The organism is Amycolatopsis benzoatilytica AK 16/65 (assembly GCF_000383915.1).
Lineage (GTDB): Bacteria > Actinomycetota > Actinomycetes > Mycobacteriales > Pseudonocardiaceae > Amycolatopsis > Amycolatopsis benzoatilytica.
In genome coordinates, this window is sequence record NZ_KB912942.1 from 678,420 (window position 1) to 701,102 (window position 22,683).

The following is a 22,683-nucleotide window of genomic DNA, read 5'->3' on the forward strand; positions in this document are numbered from 1 at the left end:
GGCGCTATGAGTGCGGTTTCGCCGGGTCTGCCCAGCATGAAGGGCCTAGCCGGCCCCGGGATGGCTCTGGCGGGGCCTGCGGGCGGCGGGGCCGGGTGTTGTGGTCGGTGAAAGGCCCCTTACCGGACTTGGATTCCGTCAAGGGGCCCTTCGCGGACGTGCTACTTGTCCAGCAGCAGGTGCACGGACAGTTCCAGGCGGCTGGCTACGTCCGCGGCGGAGGCTCGCCTCGTCACCCAGGCGACCAGGTTGGCCATCCACACGTCGGCTACCACGTGGAAGATGTCGCGGTCGGCTTCGGTCGGCTCGTCGATGCCCATCGCGCTGGCGAACATGTCTTCCATCAGTCGGCCGACCAGTTCCACCTCGGCCGCCGCCGACGTGTCGGCGAACATGAACGCGCGCACCATCGCCTCGGTCAGGTGCGGGTCGCGTTGCATCAGCCGGGTGTTGCGGCCCAGGACGAACATCAGCCGCTCGGCGGGGGTTTCGCCGGGGATCGCGCTGCGTTCGATCTTCTCGTGGGCGCGTTCGAACTGCTGGGCCAGGCCGGACACCAGCAGGTGGATCTTCGAGGGGAAGTAGCGGTACAGCGTGCCCAGCGCGACGTCGGCCTTTTCGGCGACCGCGCGCATCTGCACGGCGTCGTAGCCGCCCTTGGAGGCCAGTGCCAGCGTCGCGTCGATGATGCGGCGGCGGCGGTCCCGCTGGGCCGCGGAGCCCAGCTCGTCGCCCATCGCGCCCAGGCCGTTCGCCCGCGGTTTCGCGGCCGGCGCCTTCGCCTTGCCCGGCATCGGTATTCCCCCTGTCTTGCGGAACTCGTTCCAGTTCTCGGCTCAGACTACCTTCCCTGGAGAAAGCTTCAACTCTCGACCCGCTGGCCAAAAAACTGTAACACGTTCTACACTCGCGAGTAGCCCTGGACTCGCGAGGAGGACCGATGCCGGTCGCGCTCACCGAGGAACAAACCGCGCTCGCTGCCGCCGTGCGGGATTGGGCGGCGGCCCACGACCCGGTCGCCGCGGTGCGGTCGGCGGAGGCGGCCGGCGCTGGGCTGCCGGCCGGGTTCGAGGCGCTGGGCCTCGCCGGCGTCGCGTTGCCCGCCTCGGTGAACGGGGCGGACGGGACGGTCGCGGACCTCGCCGCCGGGCTCGCCGCGGCGGCGGAGGCGCTGGTGCCGGGGCCGCTGCTGAGCACCGCGCTGGCCGGGCTGCTCCTGGCCGAGCACGCGAAGGAGCTCGCCGGGGAGATCGCGGACGGGACGGCGCGGGTCGCGGTCCAGCTGGCGGAATCGGCGGCGGTGCCCGGTGCCGACTCGGAGACGTGGCTGCTGCTGCCGCGCGGGGACCGGTATGTGCTGGTACCGCCAGGAGCCGCGGTGGAAGCCTTGGCTCCCTTCGACTTTTCTCGCTCGCTGGGGCGGATCGCCGGTGCCCCGGCGGGGGAAGTCCTCGATCTGCCGGACGTTCGGGATCTCGCGGCGACGCTCGCGGTCGCGGAGGCCGCCGGCGTGGCGCGGTGGTGCCTGAAAACGGCCGTCGAGTACGCGAAGGTCCGGGAGCAGTTCGGCCAGGTGATCGGCAGTTTCCAAGCTGTCAAACACTTGTGCGCGGAGATGCTGTGCCGGGCCGAGGCCGCCGAAGCGCTGGCCTGGGATGCGGCATCGGCGGTCGGCGACCCGTTGGCGGCGGCGAGCGCGGCCGCGGTGGCGTTGGACGCGGCCGTCGAAAACGCCAAGGACTGCATTCAAGTTCTCGGCGGTATCGGGTTCACCTGGGAGCACGACGCGCATCTCTACCTCCGTCGTGCGCTTGCGTTGCGAGAGTGGCTCGGCGGCTCGCGACGGTGGCGCCAGCGGGCGGCGGACCTGGCGTTGGCCGGGAAGCGGCGGACACTGGGCGTGGAGGTCGGCGAGGACCCGGAGGTCACCCGGCGGGCAGCGGAAATCGCCGCGCTGCCCGTGGAAGACCAGCAGCGCGCCCTCGCGGACTCCGGGTTGCTGGCTCCGCACTGGCCCGCGCCGTACGGTCTCGGCGCGGACGCGGCGGCTCAGCTGCGGATCGACGCCGCGCTCAACGCCGCCGAGGTACGCCGTCCGGACCTGGTCATCGGCGGGTGGGCGGTGCCCACGATCCTCGCGCACGGCACGGACGACCAGCGCGCCCGGTTCGCCGCGCCGACGTTGCGGGGCGAGGTGACGTGGTGCCAGTTGTTCAGCGAGCCCGGCGCCGGCTCGGATCTGGCGTCGCTGCGCACCGCGGCGAAACGGGTCGACGGGGGCTGGCTGCTGACCGGGCAGAAGGTGTGGACGTCGCTCGCCCGCGAAGCGGATTGGGCGATCTGCCTGGCCCGCACGGATCCGGACGTGCCGAAGCACAAGGGCATCACGTATTTCCTGGTCGACATGCGGGCGTCCGGGATCACCACCCGCCCGCTGCGCGAGATCACCGGCCGGAGCGTGTTCAACGAGGTCTTCCTGGACGAGGTGTTCGTGCCGGACGCGGACGTGGTCGGCGAGCCCGGCGCGGGCTGGAAGCTGGCGCGCACGACGCTGGCGAACGAACGCGTCGCGCTGGGCCGGGGCTCGGCGGTGGGGGAGAACGTGGAGGTGCTGCTGGAGTCCGCGCCGCCGGACGTGGACCGGGACCGGCTCGGTGCGCTGATCGGGCAAGGCAGCGCGTGTTCGGTGCTGGACCTGCGCGCGGCGGTGCGGCGGCTGGACGGGCTCGGGCCGGGCGCGGAATCGTCGGTGGCGAAGCTGCTGGGAGTACGGCACCGGCAGGAAACGGCCGAATTCGCGCTGTCGGTCTCGGCCGAGCTGGTGGCGGACTCCCCGGCGGCGCAGGAATTCCTGCTGACCCGCTGCCTGTCCATCGCGGGCGGAACGACACAGGTGCTGCTTTCCGCGGCCGCGGAGCGGGTGCTGGGGCTGCCCCGCTGAGCTGGGCGCGACCACGCTGCGCGAGACTGTCGGACCCACCAGCTACCGTGCGTGCGTGGAGTTCAACCAGGACACCCAAGCCACCTACCTTCCCTCGGATCCGCCGAGGGAAGGCGTACTCGCCCTGTGGGGCGACGGGATCGAGGGAGACACCCCGATCCAGCTCGTGCTGCCCGGCGGCGGAAAGTACGCCCGCACCGAGGTCGTGGCGCGGCTGGTCCCGCTGGCCCGCGCCGTCCCGCGGCTGCTGGTGGTGCCGGACGAGGCGAGTCCGGCGCTGGCCGCCTGGTCCGCGGTGGTCAATGCCGGGGTGAACCTGATCGCGCGCGGCCGGCTTCGTCCGGCGGTCACCCCCAGCGGGCTGGCGACCTGGCGGGTAGGTCCGCTGGACGCGGCCGACGAGCAGCTCCTCCGGGATCTCGCCGCCGCGCTGCCGCCGGAAGCGCACGCGCTGCCGCTGTCCGGAGTGAAACGCATCCGGCTGCACTCGCCGGAATCGCTGGTTCGCGCGGTCTGGGACTCGGCAGCGGACGTCCTGGCGCGCAGTCCGGCCGCGGCGGTCGGCTCCGGCGGCGCGGCCTTCGCCGACCCCCAGCCGACGCTGCTCGACGCGGAAAGCGCCGCCTGGCTCGCCGAATTGGAATCCCGCAGTCCGGACGGCGCGCAGTTGCTGCTCCGGATCGAATCGAGCGACGAGGAGTTCGCCGGCGTCCTGGCGGTTCGGTCCACGCTGGAGCCGAGCCTGGTGGTGGAGGCGGCGACGTTGTGGGACGCCCCGGAGGCGGTCCTGCACCGGCTGGGCGATCAAGTGGAAACGCAGCTGTTGCTCGGGTTGCGCCGCGGCGCGCGGGCGTGGCCGCCGCTGGCCCGGGTGCTGTCCGAGCCGGCCCCCACCACGCTTCCGTTGTCCGACGACGAGGTGGTCGACCTGCTCGGCTCGGGCACCCGGGACTTGGCCGCTGCGGGAATCGAAGTCTTGTGGCCCAAGGATTTGTTCGCCGGGGAAGTGCGGGCGAAAGCCAGTGTCACGCAGGCGCCGGCCAGTGAAGCGGGTCCGGCTTTCCCTCTCAACGGGCTGCTGGAGTTCCGCTGGCGGCTCAGCCTGGGCGGCAGCGAGCTCACCGACGAGGAAGTGGCCGCGCTCGCCGAAGCGAAACGGCCGCTGGTCCGGCTGCGCGGGCAATGGGTGCGGCTCGACCCGGCGCTGCTGTCGCGGATGCGGGCGAAACGTTCCCGGCTGACCGGAGCCGAGGCGCTGGCCGCCGCCTTGACCGGAGAGCTGGAGGTCGACGGCGAACAGGTCGAGTTCGCGCCGCAACCCGCTTTGGCCGGACTCGTCGAACGGCTGCGCGCGAACGATTCCGCGCCGGTCGTCGAGCCGGACGGCCTCACCGCCACGCTGCGGCCGTATCAGCGCGCCGGTCTCGGCTGGCTCGCCGCCATGACCAACCTGGGTCTCGGTGCCTGCCTGGCCGACGACATGGGGCTGGGCAAGACGATCCAGCTCATCGCGTTGCACCTGCACCGGCGTGCGCAGGCGGCCGGGCCGACGCTGGTGCTCTGCCCGACCTCGCTGCTGAGCAACTGGGAACGGGAGTTCGGCAAGTTCGCGCCGGACGTCCCGGTGCGCCGGTTCCACGGCGGCGGACGGCACCTGGCGGACCTCGCCCCGGACGAGGTCGTCCTCGCCACCTACGGAGTGCTGCGCCGGGATCGGGCCCTGCTGTCCGAAGTGGACTGGGGAATGGTCGCCGCGGACGAAGCGCAGCATGTGAAGAACCCGTTGTCCACCACGGCGAAGGAACTGCGCCGGGTCCCGGCGGCCGCGCGCGTGGCGCTCACCGGAACGCCGGTGGAGAACCGGCTCACCGAGCTGTGGGCGCTGCTCGACTGGACGACACCGGGCCTGCTCGGCCCGTTGGAGAAGTTCCGGCGCACGGTGGCCCGGCCGATCGAACGCGACCGCGACGCGACGGTCACCGAACGGCTGGCCGCCACGGTGCGGCCGTTTCTGCTGCGCCGCCGCAAGACCGATCCGGACATCGCCCCGGAGCTGCCGCGCAAGACCGAGACCGACCGGTACGTGCCGCTCACCGCCGAGCAGACCACCCTGTACGAGGCGGTGGTGCGGGAGAACCTGGCACAGATCCGCGAGGCGCAAGGCGTGCAGCGACGCGGCCAGGTGCTCAAGCTGCTCACCGAGCTCAAGCAGATCTGCAACCATCCGGCGCACTACCTGAAGGAGGGCGCCGGAGTCCTCGGCGGACGGTCCGGGAAGCTCGCCGCCTTCGAGGAGCTGCTGGACGTCATCCTGGACGAGGGCGAGAGCGTGCTGGTGTTCAGCCAGTACGTCCGGCTGTGCCGGCTGCTGGAACGCCGGCTCGCCGAGCGCGGCGTGCCCACCGCGCTGCTGTCCGGCGAGGTCAGCCCGAAGCGGCGGGACGAGATGGTGGCCGCGTTCCAGTCCGGCGAGGTGCCGGTGTTCCTGTTGTCGCTCAAGGCGGGCGGCGTCGGGCTCAACCTCACCCGGGCGACGCACGTGATCCACTACGACCGCTGGTGGAATCCGGCGGTGGAGGACCAGGCGACCGACCGTGCGTACCGGATCGGCCAGGACCGGCCGGTCCAGGTGCACCGGCTGATCGCGGAAGGCACGCTGGAGGAACGCGTCGCCGCGGTGCTGGAAACGAAACGCGGGCTGGCCGACGCGGTCGTCGGCGCGGGCGAGGACTGGATCACCGAGCTGTCCGACGACCAGCTGGCCGACCTCGTCCGGCTCGGGACCGGCTGATGCCGCCGCGGCGGACGTTCGGGAACCGGTGGTGGGGCCGGGCGTGGCTGGAAGCCCTGGAGCAACGCGCGAGCCTGGACCCGAACCGGCTGCCGCGCGGGCGGACGTACGCGCGCAAGGGCGTCGTGCACCAGTTGACGATCAGTTCCGGCGAGATCTCCGCGTGGGTGCAGGGCAGCCGGGCGGATCCCTACCGGGTCGTCATCCGGATGCGCCAGTTCGATGACCGGGAATGGGACAAGCTGCTCGACGTCGCCGGACGCCGGCTCGGCCACGCCGCCGCCCTGCTCGACGGCGAACTGCCGGAAGAACTGGCCGTCCAGTCCCGCGAAGCCGGCGCGGACCTGCTGCCCGGGCCCGGCGACCTGCGGCCGCGCTGTTCTTGCCCGGACACCGCCAACCCGTGCAAGCACGTCGCCGCGGTGTACTACCTGGTCGCCGACGAGGTGGACGCCGACCCGTTCGTCCTGTTCACCCTGCGCGGCCGAGCCCGGGATTCGTTTTTGGCTCAGCTACGCGAACTTCGGGCGCCGGCGGCCGCGCGTCCGGCTCGTCCGCCGGACGTCGGCCTGACGCCGAAGAAGGCGTACGCACGCCGGGTCGCGCCGCTGCCGCCGCGGCCCGCGATCCCGGCCGAGCCGGGGCGGCCCGCCGTGCTGGACTTGGACCCGCCAGCCCGTACCGGATGGACGGCCGCCGCGCTCGCCGCGCTCGCCGCCGATGCGGCGGCGCTGGCTTTCGATCTGCTGCATGCCCGCGATTCCATGGCGGACTTGACGTTGAGCGAGGACCTGGCCCGCCGCGCGGCTCGTCCGGGCGCGGATGTGTTCGCGCTGGCCGCGGCGGCGGAGCTGGCGCCGTCGGACCTGATCGTGTCGGCACAGGCGTGGCGCGAAGCGGGGCGCGGCGGGCTGGCGGCTCTGCGCGACGTGTGGAGCCCGGGGCCGGGGCCGTTGGCGGCGGCCCGGGCCGAGCTGGCGGAGCTGGCGGGAGAGGTGAAGGTGTGGCGCAACCGCGTGACCGCCGGAGCGGTGCAGCTCCGGTACGGGAAAGACGGCCGCTGGTACCGGTTCGTGCGGGTGTCCGGGCAGTGGTGGCCGGACGGCCCGCCAGCGGAGAGTCCGGTCGACGTGGGCTATCCGCCGGACGCGGAGCACCAGGACGAAGCATGACTCCGCCGCTCTCGCCGTCTTGGTGATTTCCGCATGAATGTGGGGCTTTCCGGCGAGCACCGGTGCCGGGCGCTCGCTTCGAGCGCGTAGCCCAAGACTCCAAGCTCGAACTGCTGACCTCCCCTGCCGGATCAATCAGTCCTCGCGGCGGCAACGGCCCGCGGAGCCGATTTCGGCACCGGCCGTGCCGGAAGGCGCTTCGCGAGTCAGCCCGGCCGAGTCGAAGCGCGCACGACCAGTTCCGGTGCGAGTCGTTCGGAACGCGGTTCTTCTCCGCCCAAGATGGACGTGAGCAGTTCGAGTGCGCGGCTGCCCATTTCGTGCATCGGGGAACGGACACTGGTCAGAGGGATGGGCAGCTCGGCCGCGAGAGGCGTGTCGTTGAACCCGGCGACCGCGATGTCCTCGCCTGGGCGCAAGCCGGCGTCGCGCACCGCGCCCAGTGCGCCGATGGCGGCGAAATCGTTCACGGCGAAGACGGCGGTCGGCCGCGGGCGCTGCCGCAGCAACTGATCGGCGGCCTGGTGCCCGCCGGTGGTGTCGAACGCCGAGCGCAGCGTGGGCACGTCGAAACCCGCCTCCCGGTAGCGGTCCACGAAGCCGGCCGTCCGATCGAGCCCGGTGCTGGCGAACGGTTCGCCCGCGATCACCCCGGCCCGTTCGTGCCCCAGCTGGAGGAAGTGCTCGGCGACGAGCCGTCCGCCCAGGTAGTCGTCGCACGTCACCGCCGGGTGGGTGCCGGCATGCCTGCTGACGAGCACGAACGGGACCTTGCGCGCGGCGATCTCGTCGACGAAGACAGCGTCGCTGTGGGCGTCGCCGAGCACGAGGCCGTCGACCCGGCGGGCCAGCGCCAGGTCCGTCCGCGCGCGCTGCTCGGCCGGCCGGTCGTGGGTGTTCATCACGAAGGTCGCCAGCCCGTGCCGCGCCGCCGCGTCCTCGATTCCCTCGTAGATCGTCGCGAGCACCACATCCGACAGCCGGGGAACCAGTACGCCGATCAGGTTGCTGCGGGCGGTGCGCAGGCTCTTCGCGTGCGGGTTGGGCCGGTAGTCCAGCCGCGCCGCCCATTCGCGGATCGCGTCGGCGGTCTCCCGCGACGCCGCGCGCGCCACTTCTGACGGCGGCCCGTTGAGCACCCTCGACACGGTCGACACGTCCACTCCGGCCGACTCCGCGACGGTCCGCAACGTGGCCGGACGCTTCCCGTCCTGTCGTTTCACCGTCGCCGCCCCTCGTCAGCCGCTCTTGACAGATCACCCTGCACTGAGTTCATACTACTCAAACGATTGACCCAAACGTTTGAGTAGCTCAACCAGGCAAACCCAAACGTTTGTGTAAGAGAGGATTCAGCGTGTCGTCATCCATCGAGGCCGAACCGGGCACGTCGCCGGACAGCGGCTACTTCGCCCGCGTCGGCGTCGTCCAGCTGGCGGCGCAGCTGCGGGCGGGCCGGGTTTCTCCCCTCGATCTGGTCGAAATCGCGCTCGGCGAAGCTGCCCGGACACAGCCGGTGCTCAATGCGTTCGTCACGCTCGACGAAGCAGGCGCCCGGGCGGCCGCGGGCCGGGCGGCCCAGGAACTGGCCGCGGGAACGGACCGCGGACCGCTGCACGGCGTGCCCGTCGCGATCAAGGATGTGATCGACGTCCAGGGCTTGCCGACGACCGCTGGTTCCCGCCACCTCGCCGGCAACATCGCCCGGCAGGACGCCGACTGCGTCAAGCGGCTCCGCGCGGCCGGGGCTATCGTCGTCGGCAAGACCGCCACCCACGAGTTCGCGAACGGCCCGACCGGCGATCGCTCCGCGGGCGGCCCGACCCGCAACCCCTACTCGACCAGCCGCATGGCCGGCGGCTCGAGCAGCGGGTCCGCCGCCGCGGTCGCCGCCGGCATCGTGCCGCTCGCGCTGGGCACCGACACCGGAGGATCGGTGCGTGTTCCGGCCGCCTGCTGCGGGGTCGTGGGTCTCAAACCCACGCACGGAGCGGTTTCCGTGCAGGGCGTTATCCCGTTGGCACCGTCGTTCGACACGGTCGGACCGATCGCCCGCACGGCCGCGGACTGTCACCTGCTGTGGACGGCCTTGAGCGACGGCCCTTCCGCCCACCCCCCGATCGCCACCCCGCGCATCGGCTGGCTGCCGCCCGGCTCGCTCTTCCCGACCACCCCCGAAATCACCGGTCTGGCCAGGGATTTCGCCGGAGACCTCATCGCCGGCGAAGTCTCCGTCCCCGACGCGAAGGAACTGCGCGACGCCTACCAGATCATGCAGGGCAGCGAGGCCTACGCGGTTCACGCGGAACGCCTCGCGGCCGCACCCGAGCTCTACGGCGAGGAAGTCCGCGACCGACTTCGCGCCGGCGGCGAGGTCCGGGGCTGGGAATATGTGCGTGCGCTCGACCTCCGCGACCGCGTTCGCCCGGCCGTAGCCGAGCTCTTCCGCCGCTACGGCTTTCTCGCCCTGCCAACGATCCCGCTCTCTCCGCCGCCGCTGGACAGCCGTGCGGAACCGATCGGCGGGGAGCAGGTGGACGTGCGGGCTGCCCTGCTGGCACTGACCAGTCCGTGGAGCGTCCTCGGCCTGCCCGCCGTCTCGGTTCCCGCCGGTCTCCTGGACGGACTGCCCGCCGGTCTCCAGCTCGTCGGCCCGCCGGGTTCCGAGCGGCAGCTGCTGAGCCTGGCCGAACACTTGCAGACACCCAACCTGTGAAAGGAAAACGAGTCGATATGCCCACCAGCGCCATCGTTGCCGCCGCCGTCCAGTGCGACCCCCAGGTCGGAATGGAAAACAAGGACAAGAACCTTGCCCGGACCCTCGAACTGGTCACCGAAGCCGCCGATCGCGGCGCGAACCTCGTCGTGCTGCCCGAACTGGTCAACACCGGATACTCCTTCGCCACCCGCGAAGAGGCCTACGCCCACGCCGAGGACCTCAGCGGGCCCACGGTGCAGGCTTGGACCGCGCTCGCCCGGGACCGCGGCCTCCACCTCGTCGGCGGCATAGCGGAGGTCGACGGGGTGCGCCTGTTCGACACGTCCGTCCTGATCGGACCCGACGGGCTGATCGGCCACTACCGGAAGACGCACCTCTGGAACCACGAAAAGCTCATCTTCACGCCAGGCGATCGCGGCTTCCCGGTGTTCGACACCCGCATCGGCCGGATCGGGCTGCTGATCTGTTGGGACATCTGGTTCCCGGAGGTGGCGCGCCTGCTGGCCGTGCAGGGCGCCGATGTCGTCTGCAGCACGAACAACTGGGTCTGGACCCCTCCGCCGCTGTTCGACGACGCGGGCCGGTGCATGGCGTCCTATCTGACGATGACCGCCTCGCACGTCAATCACCTGCCGATCGTCGCCGCCGACCGCGTCGGAGAGGAACGCGGCGCGAAGTTCCTCGGCTGCTCGTTGATCACCGGAACCAACGGCTGGCCCGTGAGCGAGGTCGCCGCGCCGGAGGGCGAAACGATCGTCTACGCCGAACTCGATCTCATGGCCACCCGGTCGGCGGCGATCTGGAACCAGCTCAACGACCTGCCGCGCGACCGCCGCACCGACCTCTACGATCCGCTGCTGGGCTACCGCGGCGGCCTGGCCTACCCCCGCTGAGGGCGCGACCATGTCGACGAAACTCGCTGGTACGCAAGCAGGCTCCCGCAGGGCGGCCGGCGTCGGGCGGTGGCTGGCCGGCGGCGCGCTGGTCGGCGTCACGGCCGGACTGGCCACCCTGCTGGCCCGCGGTTCCGGATCGCTGCCGCACCTCCTGCCCGGCTACCTGCTCTGGCAGGAGCAGGCATATCGCGACGTCGCGCAGTTCCTGCGGTGGTGTCTCGGAGACACCACCGAGGCGCAGTTCTACAAGACCGGGCTCGGCGGGCTGGGCTTGCTGGCCGGCGCGGGGATCGCGCACTGGGCGGGGAAACGCAACCGCCGATGGGCTGGATTCCCGCTCGGCTCCGGGCTCTGGCCGTGGCTGACCGCTGCCGCCTTGCTGGGCCTGCTGCTGTCCAACCTCGCCTGGGGCTGGACGCTGAACGCGACCACCATGTGGCAGCCGACTTTCGTTGCGTTCGTGTCGGTGCCGCCCGCGGTCGTCCTGACCTACGGCCGCGGGTGGCGGGTGGCGGTAACCGGTGCTGTCCTCGGTGCCGTCCTCACCACGCCCATGGCGGTGGCGCTGGTGGACTTCGTGTGCCATCCGCTGAACCTGCCCGCGGTCGTCGGCAACGTCACCGCGATGTGGGCGAGCGCTCTGGTGGCTTTCCCGCTCTGCCGTCGCCTGCCATGGCTGCCGTCGCCGGTCGCGCCGCCGCCGTCCGAACCGGCTGCCACGCCCTCCCAGGGACCGGTCTGGGTACTGCGTCGCGTCCTCGCCGATTTCACCGAAGCACCGTTTCACGGCAACGAGATCGCCTCGCTCGGGATGCTCATTGGCACGGTGCTGACCTACGTGCTCAATCCGCTGACGCCGGTTTATGGCAGCCAGTTGCTGCCCGCGCTGCTCAGCGCGCAAGTCCTCACTGCCACCCTCGGCGTGCTGCTCTACCGGCGTCAATGGGCGCGATACGGCTGGTACCCGACGTTTGTGCCCGTCGTGTCCGTTGCCCCGGCGGCCGTGCTCACCTACGGCCCCACGCTCCCGGCGATTCTCGGCGGCGCCGTCCTGGGCGCGCTTGCCGGCCCGCCGCTGGCTGCCTTCGCGTCGCGGCACCGTCCGGCGGGCGTCCACCCGTTCGTCGGAAACGTCTTCTCGATGACGGTTTGCACCGCCGCCGGGATCCCGCTGCTGGGGCTGCTGCCGGGCATCACCTCCTGAAAGGACGCCATGCGTACCCTCCGTTTCGACCGTGACGGAACCATGCTGATCGCCGAACAACGCGACGGCGACGGGCCACCGATCGTCATCGTCCCCGGCGTAATGTCCGACGCACATGCTTGGCGGCCCGTGGTCAGCTTCTTGACGCTGCCCAATCCTGTCGTCGTCCTCAACCGCCGCGGCAGGGTGCCCAGCGGCCCGCTCGGGCCGGGCTACTCGGTGCGCACCGAGATCGACGATCTCCACCATGTTCTCGACGCTCTTGGCCAGGACGTCGAACTTTTCGGCTGGAGCTTTGGCGGTCTCATCGCGCTGGAAGCGGCGACCGAACGTCGCGGCCTGCGCTCTGTCGTGGCATATGAACCGGTGTCGAGCCCGTTCGGCACCGACGCGATCGAGCCCCTGCGCGCCGCGCAGGACGCCGGCGACCTCGACCAAGCCGTCGCGATCGTGAACCGCACGGTGTCCGGCTTCTCCGCCGAGTACGTCGATGCCCTCAAAGAGAGCCCGGTCTGGCCGGCGCTGCGGCCGCTCGCGCACCCGCTCGCCGAGGAACTGGCCGCGCTCAACAGCCACCGCGCGGCGTTGCGCCGCTACCGCGAGATCGACGCACCGGTAACTCTGTTGCTGGGCGAGTTCAATGGAGGAAAACCGCCGTACGGCACCGCCTTCGAAGTATTCCGCCAAGCCCTGCCGCAGGCCCGGCACCTCCGCCTTCCCGGGCAAGGACACCTCGCCCATGCCGAAGTGCCCGACCTCCTGGCCAACCATCTCGCAGAGGCAATCGCCGATCGGCCCGCGTGAGCACGGCGCAGAGCTGTGGCCTCCCGGCGAGCGCGACCGTGCGCACGTGGTCGCCGCCGCCGAGCCAAACGCCATGCGGTGGCGGCGACCAGCCCGCAATCGCCCCAGCGACGCTCGGGGTCAGCGGCAGCCGGGCGAGGACGGCCTCACTCGGCCGAAGCCGCGTCCCCCCGCAGCTCCACGCAGCACCCGCCATGCGGCGCGACCCGGGCGGCGGCCACTCCGGGCACCTCCAGTCCCTCGACCACGCCGCTCAGGAATCGCTCCGTCATCCCGCACACCAGGTCCGGCGCCCGTGTCGTCAGCGGCTGGAACGGGCAGTTCCGCAGCCGCAGGCACACCGGCGTCTCCCGGCTCGGCTCGAAGCCGTGCCGGGTCAGCACTGTCCCGGCCAGGGTGAGCCCGCGTTCCGTTCCCAGCCGGCCGGGGCGGGATCGGGAGCGTTCGGCGGCACCGGCGGCAACGCCGTGCGCCCCGGCTTCTCGCAGCGCGGCGTCGCGGGCCGGTTCGCCGGGGGCCGCGGACGCGACGGCGTCGACCAGGATCGCGGCCAGGACGTCCGGCTGGCGCGGCGGGATCGTGATCGCGAAATCGGTGGCCGCGGGTTCGTAGACCTTCGGTGCGCGGCCTACCTTGCCGGCCGTCTCGTAGCGGGCGTGCAATAGGCCCGCGGCGACGAGTTTGTCCAGGTGGAAGGCCGCCAGCTTGCGCGAGATGCCGACCGCGGCCGCGGCTTCTTCCCGGGTCACCGGGCGGCTGGCGCCGCGGATGAACAGGTACATGCCGCGGCGCAGGTCCTCGTCCAGCGCCGCTACCGCGCGGATCGTGGCCAGGTCGCTCGTCACTCCTCCACGATAACGCCCAGCCGGGTGCCCGGAACCCGCTACCTGGCTTGTTCACCTGGTCACATTGACTCCGCGCGGCGATAAGACCAAGATTTGTGGGCGAAACCCAGCTGCCGGAACCGCCCGGCGCCCGGCCCCGAGGATCGCCCATGCAGTCGTCCGGAACCGCCTTGCGTGTCGTCCACGAGCCCGATCCCGGCCTTGACCTGGTCGAGGCTGAACGTGCGGCCGGGGATTTCCTGCGGGCGCTCGGCATCGAACTCGATTCGGAGAGCCTGCGCGGCACGCCCGGCCGGATGGCGCGCGCGTACGCCGAGCTGTTCACACCGCGGCCGTTCGACCTCACCACATTCCCCAACGACGAGGGCTACGACGAGCTGGTCCTCGCCCGCGACATCCCGGTCCGGTCGGTCTGCGAGCACCACTTGCTGCCGTTCACCGGCGTCGCGCACGTCGGCTACCTGCCCGGCGACCGGATCCTCGGGCTGTCCAAGCTCGCCCGCGTGGTCGAGCACTTCGCCTGCCGCCCGCAGGTGCAGGAGCGGCTCACCAAGCAGATCGCCGGCTGGCTCGGCGACCAGTTGGCCCCGAAGGGCGTCGGCGTCGTGATCGAGGCCGAGCACACCTGCATGACGCTGCGCGGAGTGCAGGCGACCGGCTCGTCGACGGTCACCTCCACCCTCGTCGGCACGCTGCGCGAGGACGCCCGCTCGCGTCAGGAGTTCTTCGCGCTGACCGGGGTCAACGCCTGACCGTGCGCCCAGTCGAGGAAACGCTCGACGCCGTGCACCACGTAGCCGCTGCGGATTGACGGGAACACGTCGAACGCGTGCTGCGCGCCGGCCAGTTCCGCGTACGCGACTGGCTGGCTGGATTTCGCGCGCAGCCGGGCTACGAATTCCCGGGCCTCGGCGACCGGGACCAGCGAATCGTGTTTGCCGTGGATGACGAAGAACGGCGGCGCGTCCTCGGCGATCCGGTCCAGCGGGGACGCCGCGAGATAATCGTCCAGTCGCTGTCCCGGCGCGAACACCCGCCGTGCCAGCAGGCTTTCCAGCCGATACTGGCTTCCCGCGTCGCCGGTGGACGCGGCGATGTCATACACGCCGTAATGCGGCACGCAGGCTTGGACGCTGGTGTCCACTTCCTCGAAACCGGGCTGGAACGCCGGGTCGTTCTGGCTCAGCGCGAGCAGCGCGGCCAGGTGCCCGCCGGCCGAACCGCCGGTCACCGCGACGAAACCCGGGTTTCCGCCGTACTCCGCGATGTGCTCGCGGATCCAGGCGAGCGCTTGCTTGGCGCCGACGACGTGCGCGGGCCAGCGCGACGCCGGGGAGAGCGGGTAGTTGATCGCGACGCACACCCAGCCGCGGCGGGCCAGGTGGCGCATCAACGGCAGGCCCTGCTGATCCTTGTTGCCGATGGTCCAGGCGCCGCCGTGGATCTGCAGCAGAACCGGCGCGTCGCGGACCGGTTCGCGCGGGCGGTAGACGTCCAGCAGAAACCGCTTCCCGCCGGGCGCGTACGCGAGGTTCCGGTCGCGCCGGACGTCCGGGTCGTGCGAGCGGAACGGCATCAGCAGCTGCCGCCACGACGTCACGAACTCGGACGGATCGGCGAGCCCGGCGGCGTAATCCGGGCCGAGCGCCTCGACGAGCGCGGACTCGACCTCGGCGCGTGCGTTGCGGGAGGTGGCGATCAGCGAGGCCAGCCCGGCCGCAGACAGCGCGGCCATGGCCAACCCGGCGCGGTCGCGACGGCTGCCCAGACCGCGGCGCGCGACCTGCTGGATGGTGTCCGCCGCGGTCAGCGCGAGCAGTTGGGGCGCGAGTTCGCCGGTGAGCCAGCCGGCGAAGAACACCGGCACCGCGGTGCGCCGCGGCTTCGGGGGGCGCAGTGCGAGCGCGGTCAGTCCGAGCTGCACTGCCCTGCGGGTCAGGAAGTCCGGTTTCACCTGGCCGATGCTACCTGCGGTGAGCACCGCGTCCCGGATTCTGGCCTACCCTGGCAAGCATGCAGCGACTGAGCGGGCTGGACGCGAGTTTTCTCTACCTGGAGACGTCCTCGCAGCTTCTGCATGTCTGCGCCCTGATGACCCTGGACGGCTCGGCCATGCCGGGCGGCTACTCGTTCCCCGAGTTCAAGCGCAGGCTCGCCGAACGCGTCGCGGTGATCCCGGCATTCCGCCGCAAACTCCACAACCCGCTGTGGAACCTGCACCATCCGGTGTGGGTGGAGGACGAGGATTTCGACCTGGACAACCATGTCCACCGGGTCGGCCTGCCCTCGCCCGGCGACGACCGCGAACTCGCCGAACTGTGCGCGCACATCGCCGGGCAACAGCTCGACCGCACGCGTCCGCTGTGGCAGTTCTACGTGATCGAGGGCCTGGCCGACGGCCAGCTGGCGGTGCTGCTCAAGATGCACCACGCGAGCGTCGACGGGGTAGGCGGCGCGAGCCTGATCGGCTACCTGGCCGGCCTCGAGCCGGACGCCCCGCTGCCCGAGCTGCCGGAAGGCGAGCGGCACAACAACGGCTTGCCCACCCGGGTCCGGCTGCTGCGCGAAAGCGCCGAATCGCTGATGCAGCGTCCGCGCGAGATCGCCGGGCTGCTGCCCGAACTAATCGGGCTGGCACCGAGGTGGCTGGGGAGAACGTTGCGCGGCAAGGGGATGCCCGTGCCGTTCACCGCGCCCCGGACCTCGCTGAACGGCACCATCACCGGCCACCGTTCGGTCGCCTTCGCGCAGCTGGACCTGGACGTGGTGAAGCAGATCAAGAACGCGTTCGGCGTCACCGTGAACGACGTGGTGCTGGCGCTGGTTTCCGGCGCGCTGCGCCGATTCCTGCTCGACCGCGGCGAACTGCCAGCGGAGCCGCTGGTGGCGACGGTACCGGTGTCGGTGCACGAACGATCCGAACGCGATTTCGGCAGCAACCGGGTGTCGGCGTTCTTCGCTTCGCTCCCGACGCACCTGTCCGACCCGGCCGCGCGGGTGTTCTTCCTGGCCGAGACGAACCGGCGGGCGAAGGAACACCACTACGACATCGATGCCGACATGCTGGCCGACTGGGCCCAGTTCTCGCCGGCGACGGTGTTCGGGCTGGGCGTGCGCGCGTATTCCGCGCTGCGGCTGGCCGAGCGGCATCCGGTGGTGCACAACCTGATCATCTCGAACGTGCCGGGGCCGCCGGTGCCGCTCTATCTGCTGGGCGCCCGGATCACCGGGATCTACCCGCTGGGGCCGGTGTTCCACGGCGCGGGACTGAACGTCACGGTGCTTTCCTACGACGGCACGGTAGGCGTGGGGCTGCTGGGGGCCAAGGAATTGGCGAAGGATCTGTGGCCGCTGGCGGATGCGTTGCCGGAGGCGTTGGAAGAGCTGAGCAAGGCCGCGCCGGTGTGACGGGTCGTCCCTAACGCCGCACCACCCGAGCCTTCCTCTTCGCGGTGTGCGGGATATCCGCGAATCGCAGCGTGGCCCGAAGGCTCCGCACCGCCCGGTCCAGCCGCAGCAACGCGACCTGGGACAGCGTGAACAGCTCCTCGACGTTCCACGCCCGCCCGGCGGCGGCGAGCACCACTGTGTCCGGCGCGCCGCCCAACATCCTCCCCGGCGACAACGCCGACACCTTGCCGGCCAACTGCGCCAGCGCATCCGGCTCGTCGTGCAACGCTTCCGCGGAAACCAGCGCTTGCGTGTACAGGTGGCTGGCCGCGGTAGCCCGGCCGAGCCATTTCACGTGGATCAGCTCGTCGTCGGGTCCGAGCAGATCGCACAACTCGAACCGCGGATGCAGCGGTGTGCTCGCGAAATCCTTGTCCAGGCACAGGTATCCCGGCGAACGGGCGGTGACCTGCCGGCAGTAGCGGTGTTCGTCGTCCGGCTGGCCGCTCGGTTTCCACGTGACCTCCGGCCACGGGTGCTTCCGCGCCAGCAGATCGCTGACCTGCTCCCGCATCCGCGCGACGTAGCTCTCGCCGATCCGGTACCAGCGTGACTGATGGAACACATACCGGGTGTGCTCGACGGTCGTCTCGAACACCAGCCATCGCGCGGCCGGCAGCTGCGCGCCAGTCGGCTCCACGCCCGCGTCGTCGGCGCAGGTCGTGATTCTGCCCGCGCGCAAGGCTTTCAGCCGTCGCTCGACCGGGATTCCGGCCAGCCGCGCGGTCAGGTGCTCCAGGTCCAGCCGGCCGCGGACGAGCAGCGGGCCTCCCGGCCCAAGGGTGGTGATCCGGAACGAACCGGCGTTCTCCGCGTCGTTCGCGGCGCCGGACGGCCAAGCCAGGCCGAGTGCGGGGCCGCCGCCGAGTGCCTCGGCGAGGCGGCGTTCCAGTTCCGGCATCAGCGGGTCGTGCCGGTCCATCGGCCGGGTCTGGGAGATGAACCGCAGGGGGGAATCCTCGTCCGGCTCGTCGACCACCGCGCCGACCGCGTCGAGATCGGCCAGGAACGCTTGGGGGTCCTTGGCCAGCGGCGCCCACAGCGAAGTGCCGACCCGGATGCGGTAGCGCTTTCCGGTCACCCGGCCGTACGTCAGGTCGGCCAGGTCCGCGGAACCGGCCAGCCGGTGCACCAGATCGCCGTACGGTTCCAGCCGGAACGCGGACAGTTCGCCACCGCCGGGGATGGAGATCTGGGTGGCGCGGGCGGAGACGTCGAGGGCGGCGCTGGCCACCAGCCCCAGGTCGAACGGGTCGAGCCGGCGGATGCCGAAGCGCAGGCCGAAACCCTGCTCGACGTGCTCGTCGTTGAGCACGAGATGTCCCGCGCCCCAGGTGACCGCGTAGGTCCACGGCGGGCGCGGCACGAGCAGCACGGCGAACGGCAGCGTGGCGGGAAGGTCCAGCGGACCGCCGCCGAGTGCTTCGGCGTGCGGCAGCCAGTGCGGGGCCGCGGTGCGGAACGCGCCGGCCACCAGGCGAGCGCGCGTGCCGGGCAGGTCGACCGGGCGGTCCGCGCTGATCTGGTCCGGGCTGAGCGGGGTCAGCAGCTCGTGGGCTTCCGCGGAACCGTCGAGGCGGAAGAGGGACGCGGGACGGCTGGGAGCGGACATGGACCACCACCGAAAGGAGGGAAATCCAACACGTCCGTCCAGTGTGCGCCACGGCGGTTAATCACGGAGAGAGAATGGAGTGCAAAATTGTGAAGTTCTGCTGAATCGTGCATTCCGGAGAGCGCGAAGGCAAGCTGATGGTAAGGTTTTCCGTTGATGCTTACCAGAACAGGTTTCAGCAGGCCAGGCAGCGCGTGGGTAATCCCGTGATGGCTGTTTACCGTCCGGGCGATGACGGTTTCGAGAAATCATCCGAAGGTGCCGGAAGAACCTGTTCGCCGGGCACCGCTGGGCTGTCCGGGGCGATCTCTCCGCATTGTGGTGACGCATGGTGATCGCGAGTGCGGGCGAGCCCGCCGGGGAATGGGCCGGCCGGGTCGGGAGGCTGCCGCCGGACGGTTCGCGCTGCCGCGCGTGCCCGACTACCCTGGCTGAGTCGTTTCCGGTCGGCCCGCCTGCGGGGGCAGCATGATGACAGTCCCGATGTTCGCGCACGGCGACCGCCTGACCCGTCGGGACCTGGAGACGATCTCGGATGAACGCCGCCGGTACGAGCTGGTCGACGGGACGCTTCTGGTGAGCCCGTCGCCGCGTCCGTTGCATCAGCGGGTGGTCGCGCGTCTCCTGGCCGCGCTCACCCCGGTGTGCCCTGCCGACTGCGAGGTGCTCCCGGCGCCGGTGGACGTGGTGCTCGACGAGTTCACCGTGATGATCCCGGACGTGGTGGTCGGCAGGCGCGAGGCGTTCACCGAACGCGCCCTGGTCGGTGTCCCGGTGCTGGCGGTCGAGGTGGTGTCGCAGTCGAGCAGGCACATCGACCGGTTCCTCAAGCCGGCCCGGCTGGCGGCGGCCGGCTGCCCCTACTACTGGGTGATCGAGCCGGGCGAGCCGACGCTGAGCTGCTTTCGGCTGGAGGACGGCGAATACGTGCTGGACGGCGAAGCGACCGGGGACGAAGTGGTGCGGCTGGAGAGGCCGTACCGGCTGGAGCTTCGTCCGGCGGACCTGGTGTCGACGTACTGAGGCGCTTGCGGTTTTCCTCATTGTCACGGGGCTTTGTTGGCGATCGTGAACACGAGATTGAGCACGCCGACCGGGACGAAGATGGAGAACCACCACTTCAAGCTCTTCAGGCACGCCCCTTTCAGCCACGCCTCGCTACGGCTGTAAATGCCTGCGCTCGTCGCGGCCCAGGCCAAGACGAACCCAAGTGTTGCCAGGTATTGCAGGACCGTTTGTGCCGCACCGTCCACGAGGACCGCGATGCCAGTCAGTGCGATCGCCGTGACGAAGGAGCCCATCGCGAATCTGGTGGCGGAGACTACCCGGTCGAGTCCTTGAGCGACGTCTGTTCGAGCCGAGCCTGGCGCGGCTTCCGAATGGTCACCGGCAGCGGACTTCTTGAGGCGTGCGCCTTTGACCTGCTGCCACGTCGCGGCCGCAGCAGCGGGCAATTGCCGAAGCACCAGCCGTGGCGGACGCGGATACCCGCGTTGGTAAAGCAGGGTTGCGCCGGCGGGACGCATCCGCAGCAGGCCGACTCCACGCTCCCGCCGCTCGACGATCTCGTCCCCTTTGCCAAAGGTCTGCCATCGCTGGATGTCCGGGTTAACGGAATGCCCGAACTCATAGTTCCGCCGTCGGTTGTGATGCCGGCATCGCGACCACTCGCCCGGCACCCAGTTTTGGCAGTCCCGGTTGCGGCTGGTCTTCGGATAGGCGCACTGGACCAGCCAGACGCGACCGCGCAGCACCCAGATCGCGACCGATACCGCTGCGACGTAGATCGGAAACAGCAGGCCGATCCACAATGGCCAAGGCACATTCGACATGGATCCGAGCTGATTCGATACCCATTGCAGAGTTGACGGCAGCAAGGACAGGTAGTCGTTCAACGCGCCCTCCCCGGCGGCGTGGCGACAGGACAGACTACTAGCTGTACTTGATTGATCTGGCCTCGGAAATCCGCTGTCCGGAGAGCAGGGGCATCACCCGTTCGCGCGCCGGCCGTACCCGAGGTGATCGCGCTGTGGCTGCCGTGGCTGATGGGGTTGCGTGCGAGTGGAGTGGGTGGCGGCGGCCGCACTTCCTACTAACCGCGAGTCAGTCTCTCAAGCGGAATCCGCGATCTCGCCGATCTGCTTCCGCCGTCCCGAAATCGCCGCCTGCACCGAAGTGCACGCCGCCATCAGCGCGGCGACGAACTGGTCCGCCGCGAAGACGCACGCGGTGTGCCCGGCCGGGATCTCGTACGTCGCCGCTCCGGCGATCCGCCGCGCCAGGCTGCGCTGGTGTGCCGGGGCGATGAAGCCGTCCCGTGCGGTCACCACGACCGCCGCGGGCAGGTCCAGCGTGTGCAGCCACGGGGTCGAATCGAAGCGGCCGATCTCGTCCAGCGCGACCGCGATCGCCCACGGGCTCGTGGACCGGAACTCCGCCAGCGCCCACCGGTGGTCCTCGAGCCGGGCCAGGCGCTCGCGGCGCGGTTCGCCCGGGACGAGACCGATCCGGGCCTGGTCGCGAAGCAGGTGCAGGGTGCGGCCGAACACGTCGAGCGCGACCCGCTGGCGCAGGCCGCGGCGGAAGTTGCTCGCGGTGGAACAGAGGACGAGTCCGTTGACCCGTTCCGGTGCGCGGTGCGCGGCGAGCTGGCCGACCATGCCGCCCATGGAATAGCCGGCGACGAGGAACTGGTCGATCCCGAGCGTGTCCGCGACCGCTACGACGTCGTCCGCGCAGTCCGCGAGGCTGAACTCGTGCGCGCGGATGCCCTGGCCGTGCCAGCGCTGGTCGAACACGACCACCCGGTGGTTCGCGGACAGCCGTTTCAGCGCCGGATACCAGGTGAGCAGCCCAGTGCAGGCAACCGAGTGCAGCAGGATCACCGCGGGCGCGTGGCGCGGGCCGACGTCCACCACGACGGTTTGGCCGCGTCCGGGCAGCGACAGCGGCTGCGGATCCGGGACACCCGCGGTGGACGGGATCGTCGCCAGCTTGCGGGTGGCCTGCCAGCCGATGTCGCCGAGCGCTGATTTGAGAACCTGTTCCGCATCCACGTCGGCGTCCCGATCCTCTCCGCTTGCTCGGTCAACCTGCGGTCCGACATCGGCGTTTGGGGGTTGCCGAGCGAGCCCATTCCGGCTAAGACTAGAACGTGTTCCACCTAGTTGCAGGGAGACCGGCGTGGACTTCACCCCCGACGATACGCAGGCCGAGATCGCCTCGCTCGCCGCGCAGGTGCTCGGGAAGAGCGACGAGCCCGGCCAGCAATGGCACGCACTCGCCGAGGCGGGCTTGCTGGCGCTGCCGCTGCCCGCGGACCTCGGCGGCGACGGGCTCGGCGTCGAGCACGTCGCCCCGGTGCTGACCGAGGTCGGCCGGGTCGCGGCGGCCGTGCCCGCATACGCGGTGCTGGCGCTCGGCATCTTGCCGATCGAAGCGCTCGGCACCCCGCAGCAGCGGGCCGAGTTCCTGCCGCCGGCCGCGGCGGGAGAGGCCGTCGTCACCGCGGCCCTGCACGAACCGTCCGCGCCGCTGACCTCCATCCCCGGGACCAGCGGCGTGGCGGCGGACGGCGCGTGGACGGTAACCGGCGTCAAGACGCAGGTGCCGTACGCGGCGGAAGCGGTGCGGATCCTCGTGCCGGTGGCGCTGCCGACCGGAACCGGCGTGGCGCTGGTGGACCCGCGGGCGGACGGGGTCCAGGTGCGGCCGGCGCACAACGCGAGCGGGACACCGGAGTACACCGTGCGGCTTGACGGCGTACGGGTGACCGAGGCGGATTTCCTCCAGGACCGGACCTCCGGGCACGCGCTCCAGACGGTGCACCGCTTCGCGTTGGCGGGCGCACTCGCGCTGGGCGACGGACTGCTTGCCGGTGCCTTGGCATTGACCGCGAAGCACGTCGCCGAGCGCACCCAGTTCGGCCGGCCGCTCGCCACCTTCCAAGCCGTCGCGCAGCAGATCGCCGACGTCTACGTCGCCTCCCGCACGGTGCACTTGGCCGCGGTCTCCGCGGTCTGGCGGCTCGCGTCCGGGCTCGACGCGGACACCGAACTGGATATCGCGGCCTACTGGCTGGCCGAGGAAACGCCGTCCGCGCTGGGGATCTGCCACCACCTGCACGGCGGGGTCGGCGTGGACCGGAGCTACCCGCTGCACCGGTACTCCTCGGCGGTGAAAGACCTCGGCCGCGCGGTCGGGGGAGCAGCGCACCGGCTCGGCCGGCTGGGCGAACGAGTGGCGGGATGAC

Annotated in this window: 18 protein-coding genes; 11 read left to right on the forward strand and 7 right to left on the reverse strand. The window is 71.0% G+C overall.

All coding sequences use genetic code 11. The features are described 5' to 3' along the window. Positions 1-161: 161 nt before the first annotated feature. Positions 162-794, reverse strand: coding sequence for a cholesterol catabolism transcriptional regulator KstR (kstR, locus tag AMYBE_RS0103180; protein WP_020657889.1), 633 nt, complete (start codon positions 792-794; stop codon positions 162-164). A 146-nt stretch (positions 795-940) separates the two neighbouring features. On the opposite strand from kstR, the gene AMYBE_RS0103185 reads away from it, so the two are divergent. Genes AMYBE_RS0103185 through AMYBE_RS0103195 form a run of 3 tightly spaced genes read left to right on the forward strand, consistent with a single transcriptional unit; the run spans position 941 to position 6,904 of the window. Then, positions 941-2,941 carry an acyl-CoA dehydrogenase family protein gene (locus tag AMYBE_RS0103185; protein WP_020657890.1) on the forward strand — a complete coding sequence of 667 codons (2,001 nt, stop codon included), beginning with the start codon at positions 941-943 and terminating at the stop codon, positions 2,939-2,941. A 55-nt stretch (positions 2,942-2,996) separates the two neighbouring features. Beyond that, on the forward strand, positions 2,997-5,732 hold the full coding sequence (locus tag AMYBE_RS0103190; RefSeq protein ID WP_020657891.1) for a DEAD/DEAH box helicase: 2,736 nt from the start codon (positions 2,997-2,999) through the stop codon (positions 5,730-5,732). Continuing rightward, positions 5,732-6,904 carry an SWIM zinc finger family protein gene (locus AMYBE_RS0103195; protein WP_020657892.1) on the forward strand — a complete coding sequence of 391 codons (1,173 nt, stop codon included), beginning with the start codon at positions 5,732-5,734 and terminating at the stop codon, positions 6,902-6,904. The genes AMYBE_RS0103190 and AMYBE_RS0103195 overlap by 1 nt, the downstream gene beginning before the upstream one ends. A gap of 206 nt (positions 6,905-7,110) precedes the next feature. Here AMYBE_RS0103195 and AMYBE_RS0103200 read toward each other — a convergent pair whose 3' ends face one another. Next, positions 7,111-8,127 (reverse strand): LacI family DNA-binding transcriptional regulator, encoded by a 1,017-nt coding sequence (locus AMYBE_RS0103200; RefSeq protein ID WP_020657893.1) that lies wholly within the window; start codon positions 8,125-8,127, stop codon positions 7,111-7,113. Positions 8,128-8,258: 131 nt separating this feature from the next. On the opposite strand from AMYBE_RS0103200, the gene AMYBE_RS0103205 reads away from it, so the two are divergent. The 4 genes from AMYBE_RS0103205 to AMYBE_RS0103220 are packed head-to-tail and all read left to right on the forward strand — an operon-like array spanning position 8,259 to position 12,524. Then, complete coding sequence (locus AMYBE_RS0103205) at positions 8,259-9,617, forward strand: amidase (RefSeq protein WP_020657894.1); 1,359 nt, start codon at positions 8,259-8,261, stop codon at positions 9,615-9,617. Between the two features lie 17 nt (positions 9,618-9,634). Beyond that, positions 9,635-10,513 (forward strand): nitrilase family protein, encoded by an 879-nt coding sequence (locus AMYBE_RS0103210; protein ID WP_020657895.1) that lies wholly within the window; start codon positions 9,635-9,637, stop codon positions 10,511-10,513. 10 nt (positions 10,514-10,523) lie between these two features. Beyond that, on the forward strand, positions 10,524-11,720 hold the full coding sequence (locus AMYBE_RS0103215) for a hypothetical protein (RefSeq protein ID WP_020657896.1): 1,197 nt from the start codon (positions 10,524-10,526) through the stop codon (positions 11,718-11,720). A 9-nt stretch (positions 11,721-11,729) separates the two neighbouring features. Next, the gene (locus AMYBE_RS0103220; protein WP_020657897.1) at positions 11,730-12,524 is read left to right on the forward strand and encodes an alpha/beta fold hydrolase; all 795 of its coding nucleotides are present in this window, start codon (positions 11,730-11,732) and stop codon (positions 12,522-12,524) included. 146 nt (positions 12,525-12,670) lie between these two features. Here AMYBE_RS0103220 and AMYBE_RS0103225 read toward each other — a convergent pair whose 3' ends face one another. Then, on the reverse strand, positions 12,671-13,369 hold the full coding sequence (locus AMYBE_RS0103225) for a helix-turn-helix domain-containing protein (protein WP_020657898.1): 699 nt from the start codon (positions 13,367-13,369) through the stop codon (positions 12,671-12,673). Positions 13,370-13,518: 149 nt separating this feature from the next. Between AMYBE_RS0103225 and folE the strand changes: the two genes are divergently transcribed. Further along, on the forward strand, positions 13,519-14,121 hold the full coding sequence (folE, locus tag AMYBE_RS0103230) for a GTP cyclohydrolase I FolE (protein ID WP_020657899.1): 603 nt from the start codon (positions 13,519-13,521) through the stop codon (positions 14,119-14,121). Here folE and AMYBE_RS0103235 read toward each other — a convergent pair. Next, the gene (locus tag AMYBE_RS0103235; RefSeq protein WP_034286718.1) at positions 14,085-15,323 is read right to left on the reverse strand and encodes an alpha/beta hydrolase; all 1,239 of its coding nucleotides are present in this window, start codon (positions 15,321-15,323) and stop codon (positions 14,085-14,087) included. The genes folE and AMYBE_RS0103235 overlap by 37 nt on opposite strands. A gap of 59 nt (positions 15,324-15,382) precedes the next feature. Here AMYBE_RS0103235 and AMYBE_RS0103240 point away from each other — a divergent pair, with 59 nt between their 5' ends. Then, positions 15,383-16,777, forward strand: a complete 1,395-nt coding sequence (locus AMYBE_RS0103240) for a WS/DGAT/MGAT family O-acyltransferase (RefSeq protein WP_020657901.1) — start codon at positions 15,383-15,385, stop codon at positions 16,775-16,777. Positions 16,778-16,787: 10 nt separating this feature from the next. Here AMYBE_RS0103240 and AMYBE_RS0103245 read toward each other — a convergent pair whose 3' ends face one another. After that, entirely contained in the window at positions 16,788-18,431 is a 1,644-nt protein-coding gene (locus AMYBE_RS0103245) for a TIGR04141 family sporadically distributed protein (RefSeq protein WP_020657902.1), read from the reverse strand. Between the two features lie 483 nt (positions 18,432-18,914). Between AMYBE_RS0103245 and AMYBE_RS0103250 the strand changes: the two genes are divergently transcribed. Then, complete coding sequence (locus AMYBE_RS0103250; RefSeq protein ID WP_020657903.1) at positions 18,915-19,454, forward strand: Uma2 family endonuclease; 540 nt, start codon at positions 18,915-18,917, stop codon at positions 19,452-19,454. Positions 19,455-19,477: 23 nt separating this feature from the next. Here the strand turns inward: AMYBE_RS0103250 and AMYBE_RS0103255 are convergent, their stop codons facing one another. Both AMYBE_RS0103255 and AMYBE_RS0103260 read right to left on the reverse strand, forming a co-directional pair. Further along, positions 19,478-20,326 (reverse strand): hypothetical protein, encoded by an 849-nt coding sequence (locus AMYBE_RS0103255; RefSeq protein ID WP_154676110.1) that lies wholly within the window; start codon positions 20,324-20,326, stop codon positions 19,478-19,480. A gap of 216 nt (positions 20,327-20,542) precedes the next feature. Continuing rightward, positions 20,543-21,487, reverse strand: coding sequence for an alpha/beta fold hydrolase (locus AMYBE_RS0103260; RefSeq protein ID WP_020657905.1), 945 nt, complete (start codon positions 21,485-21,487; stop codon positions 20,543-20,545). Positions 21,488-21,614: 127 nt separating this feature from the next. Here AMYBE_RS0103260 and AMYBE_RS0103265 point away from each other — a divergent pair, with 127 nt between their 5' ends. After that, positions 21,615-22,682, forward strand: a complete 1,068-nt coding sequence (locus AMYBE_RS0103265; protein ID WP_020657906.1) for an acyl-CoA dehydrogenase family protein — start codon at positions 21,615-21,617, stop codon at positions 22,680-22,682. The last annotated feature ends 1 nt before the right edge of the window (position 22,683 follow it).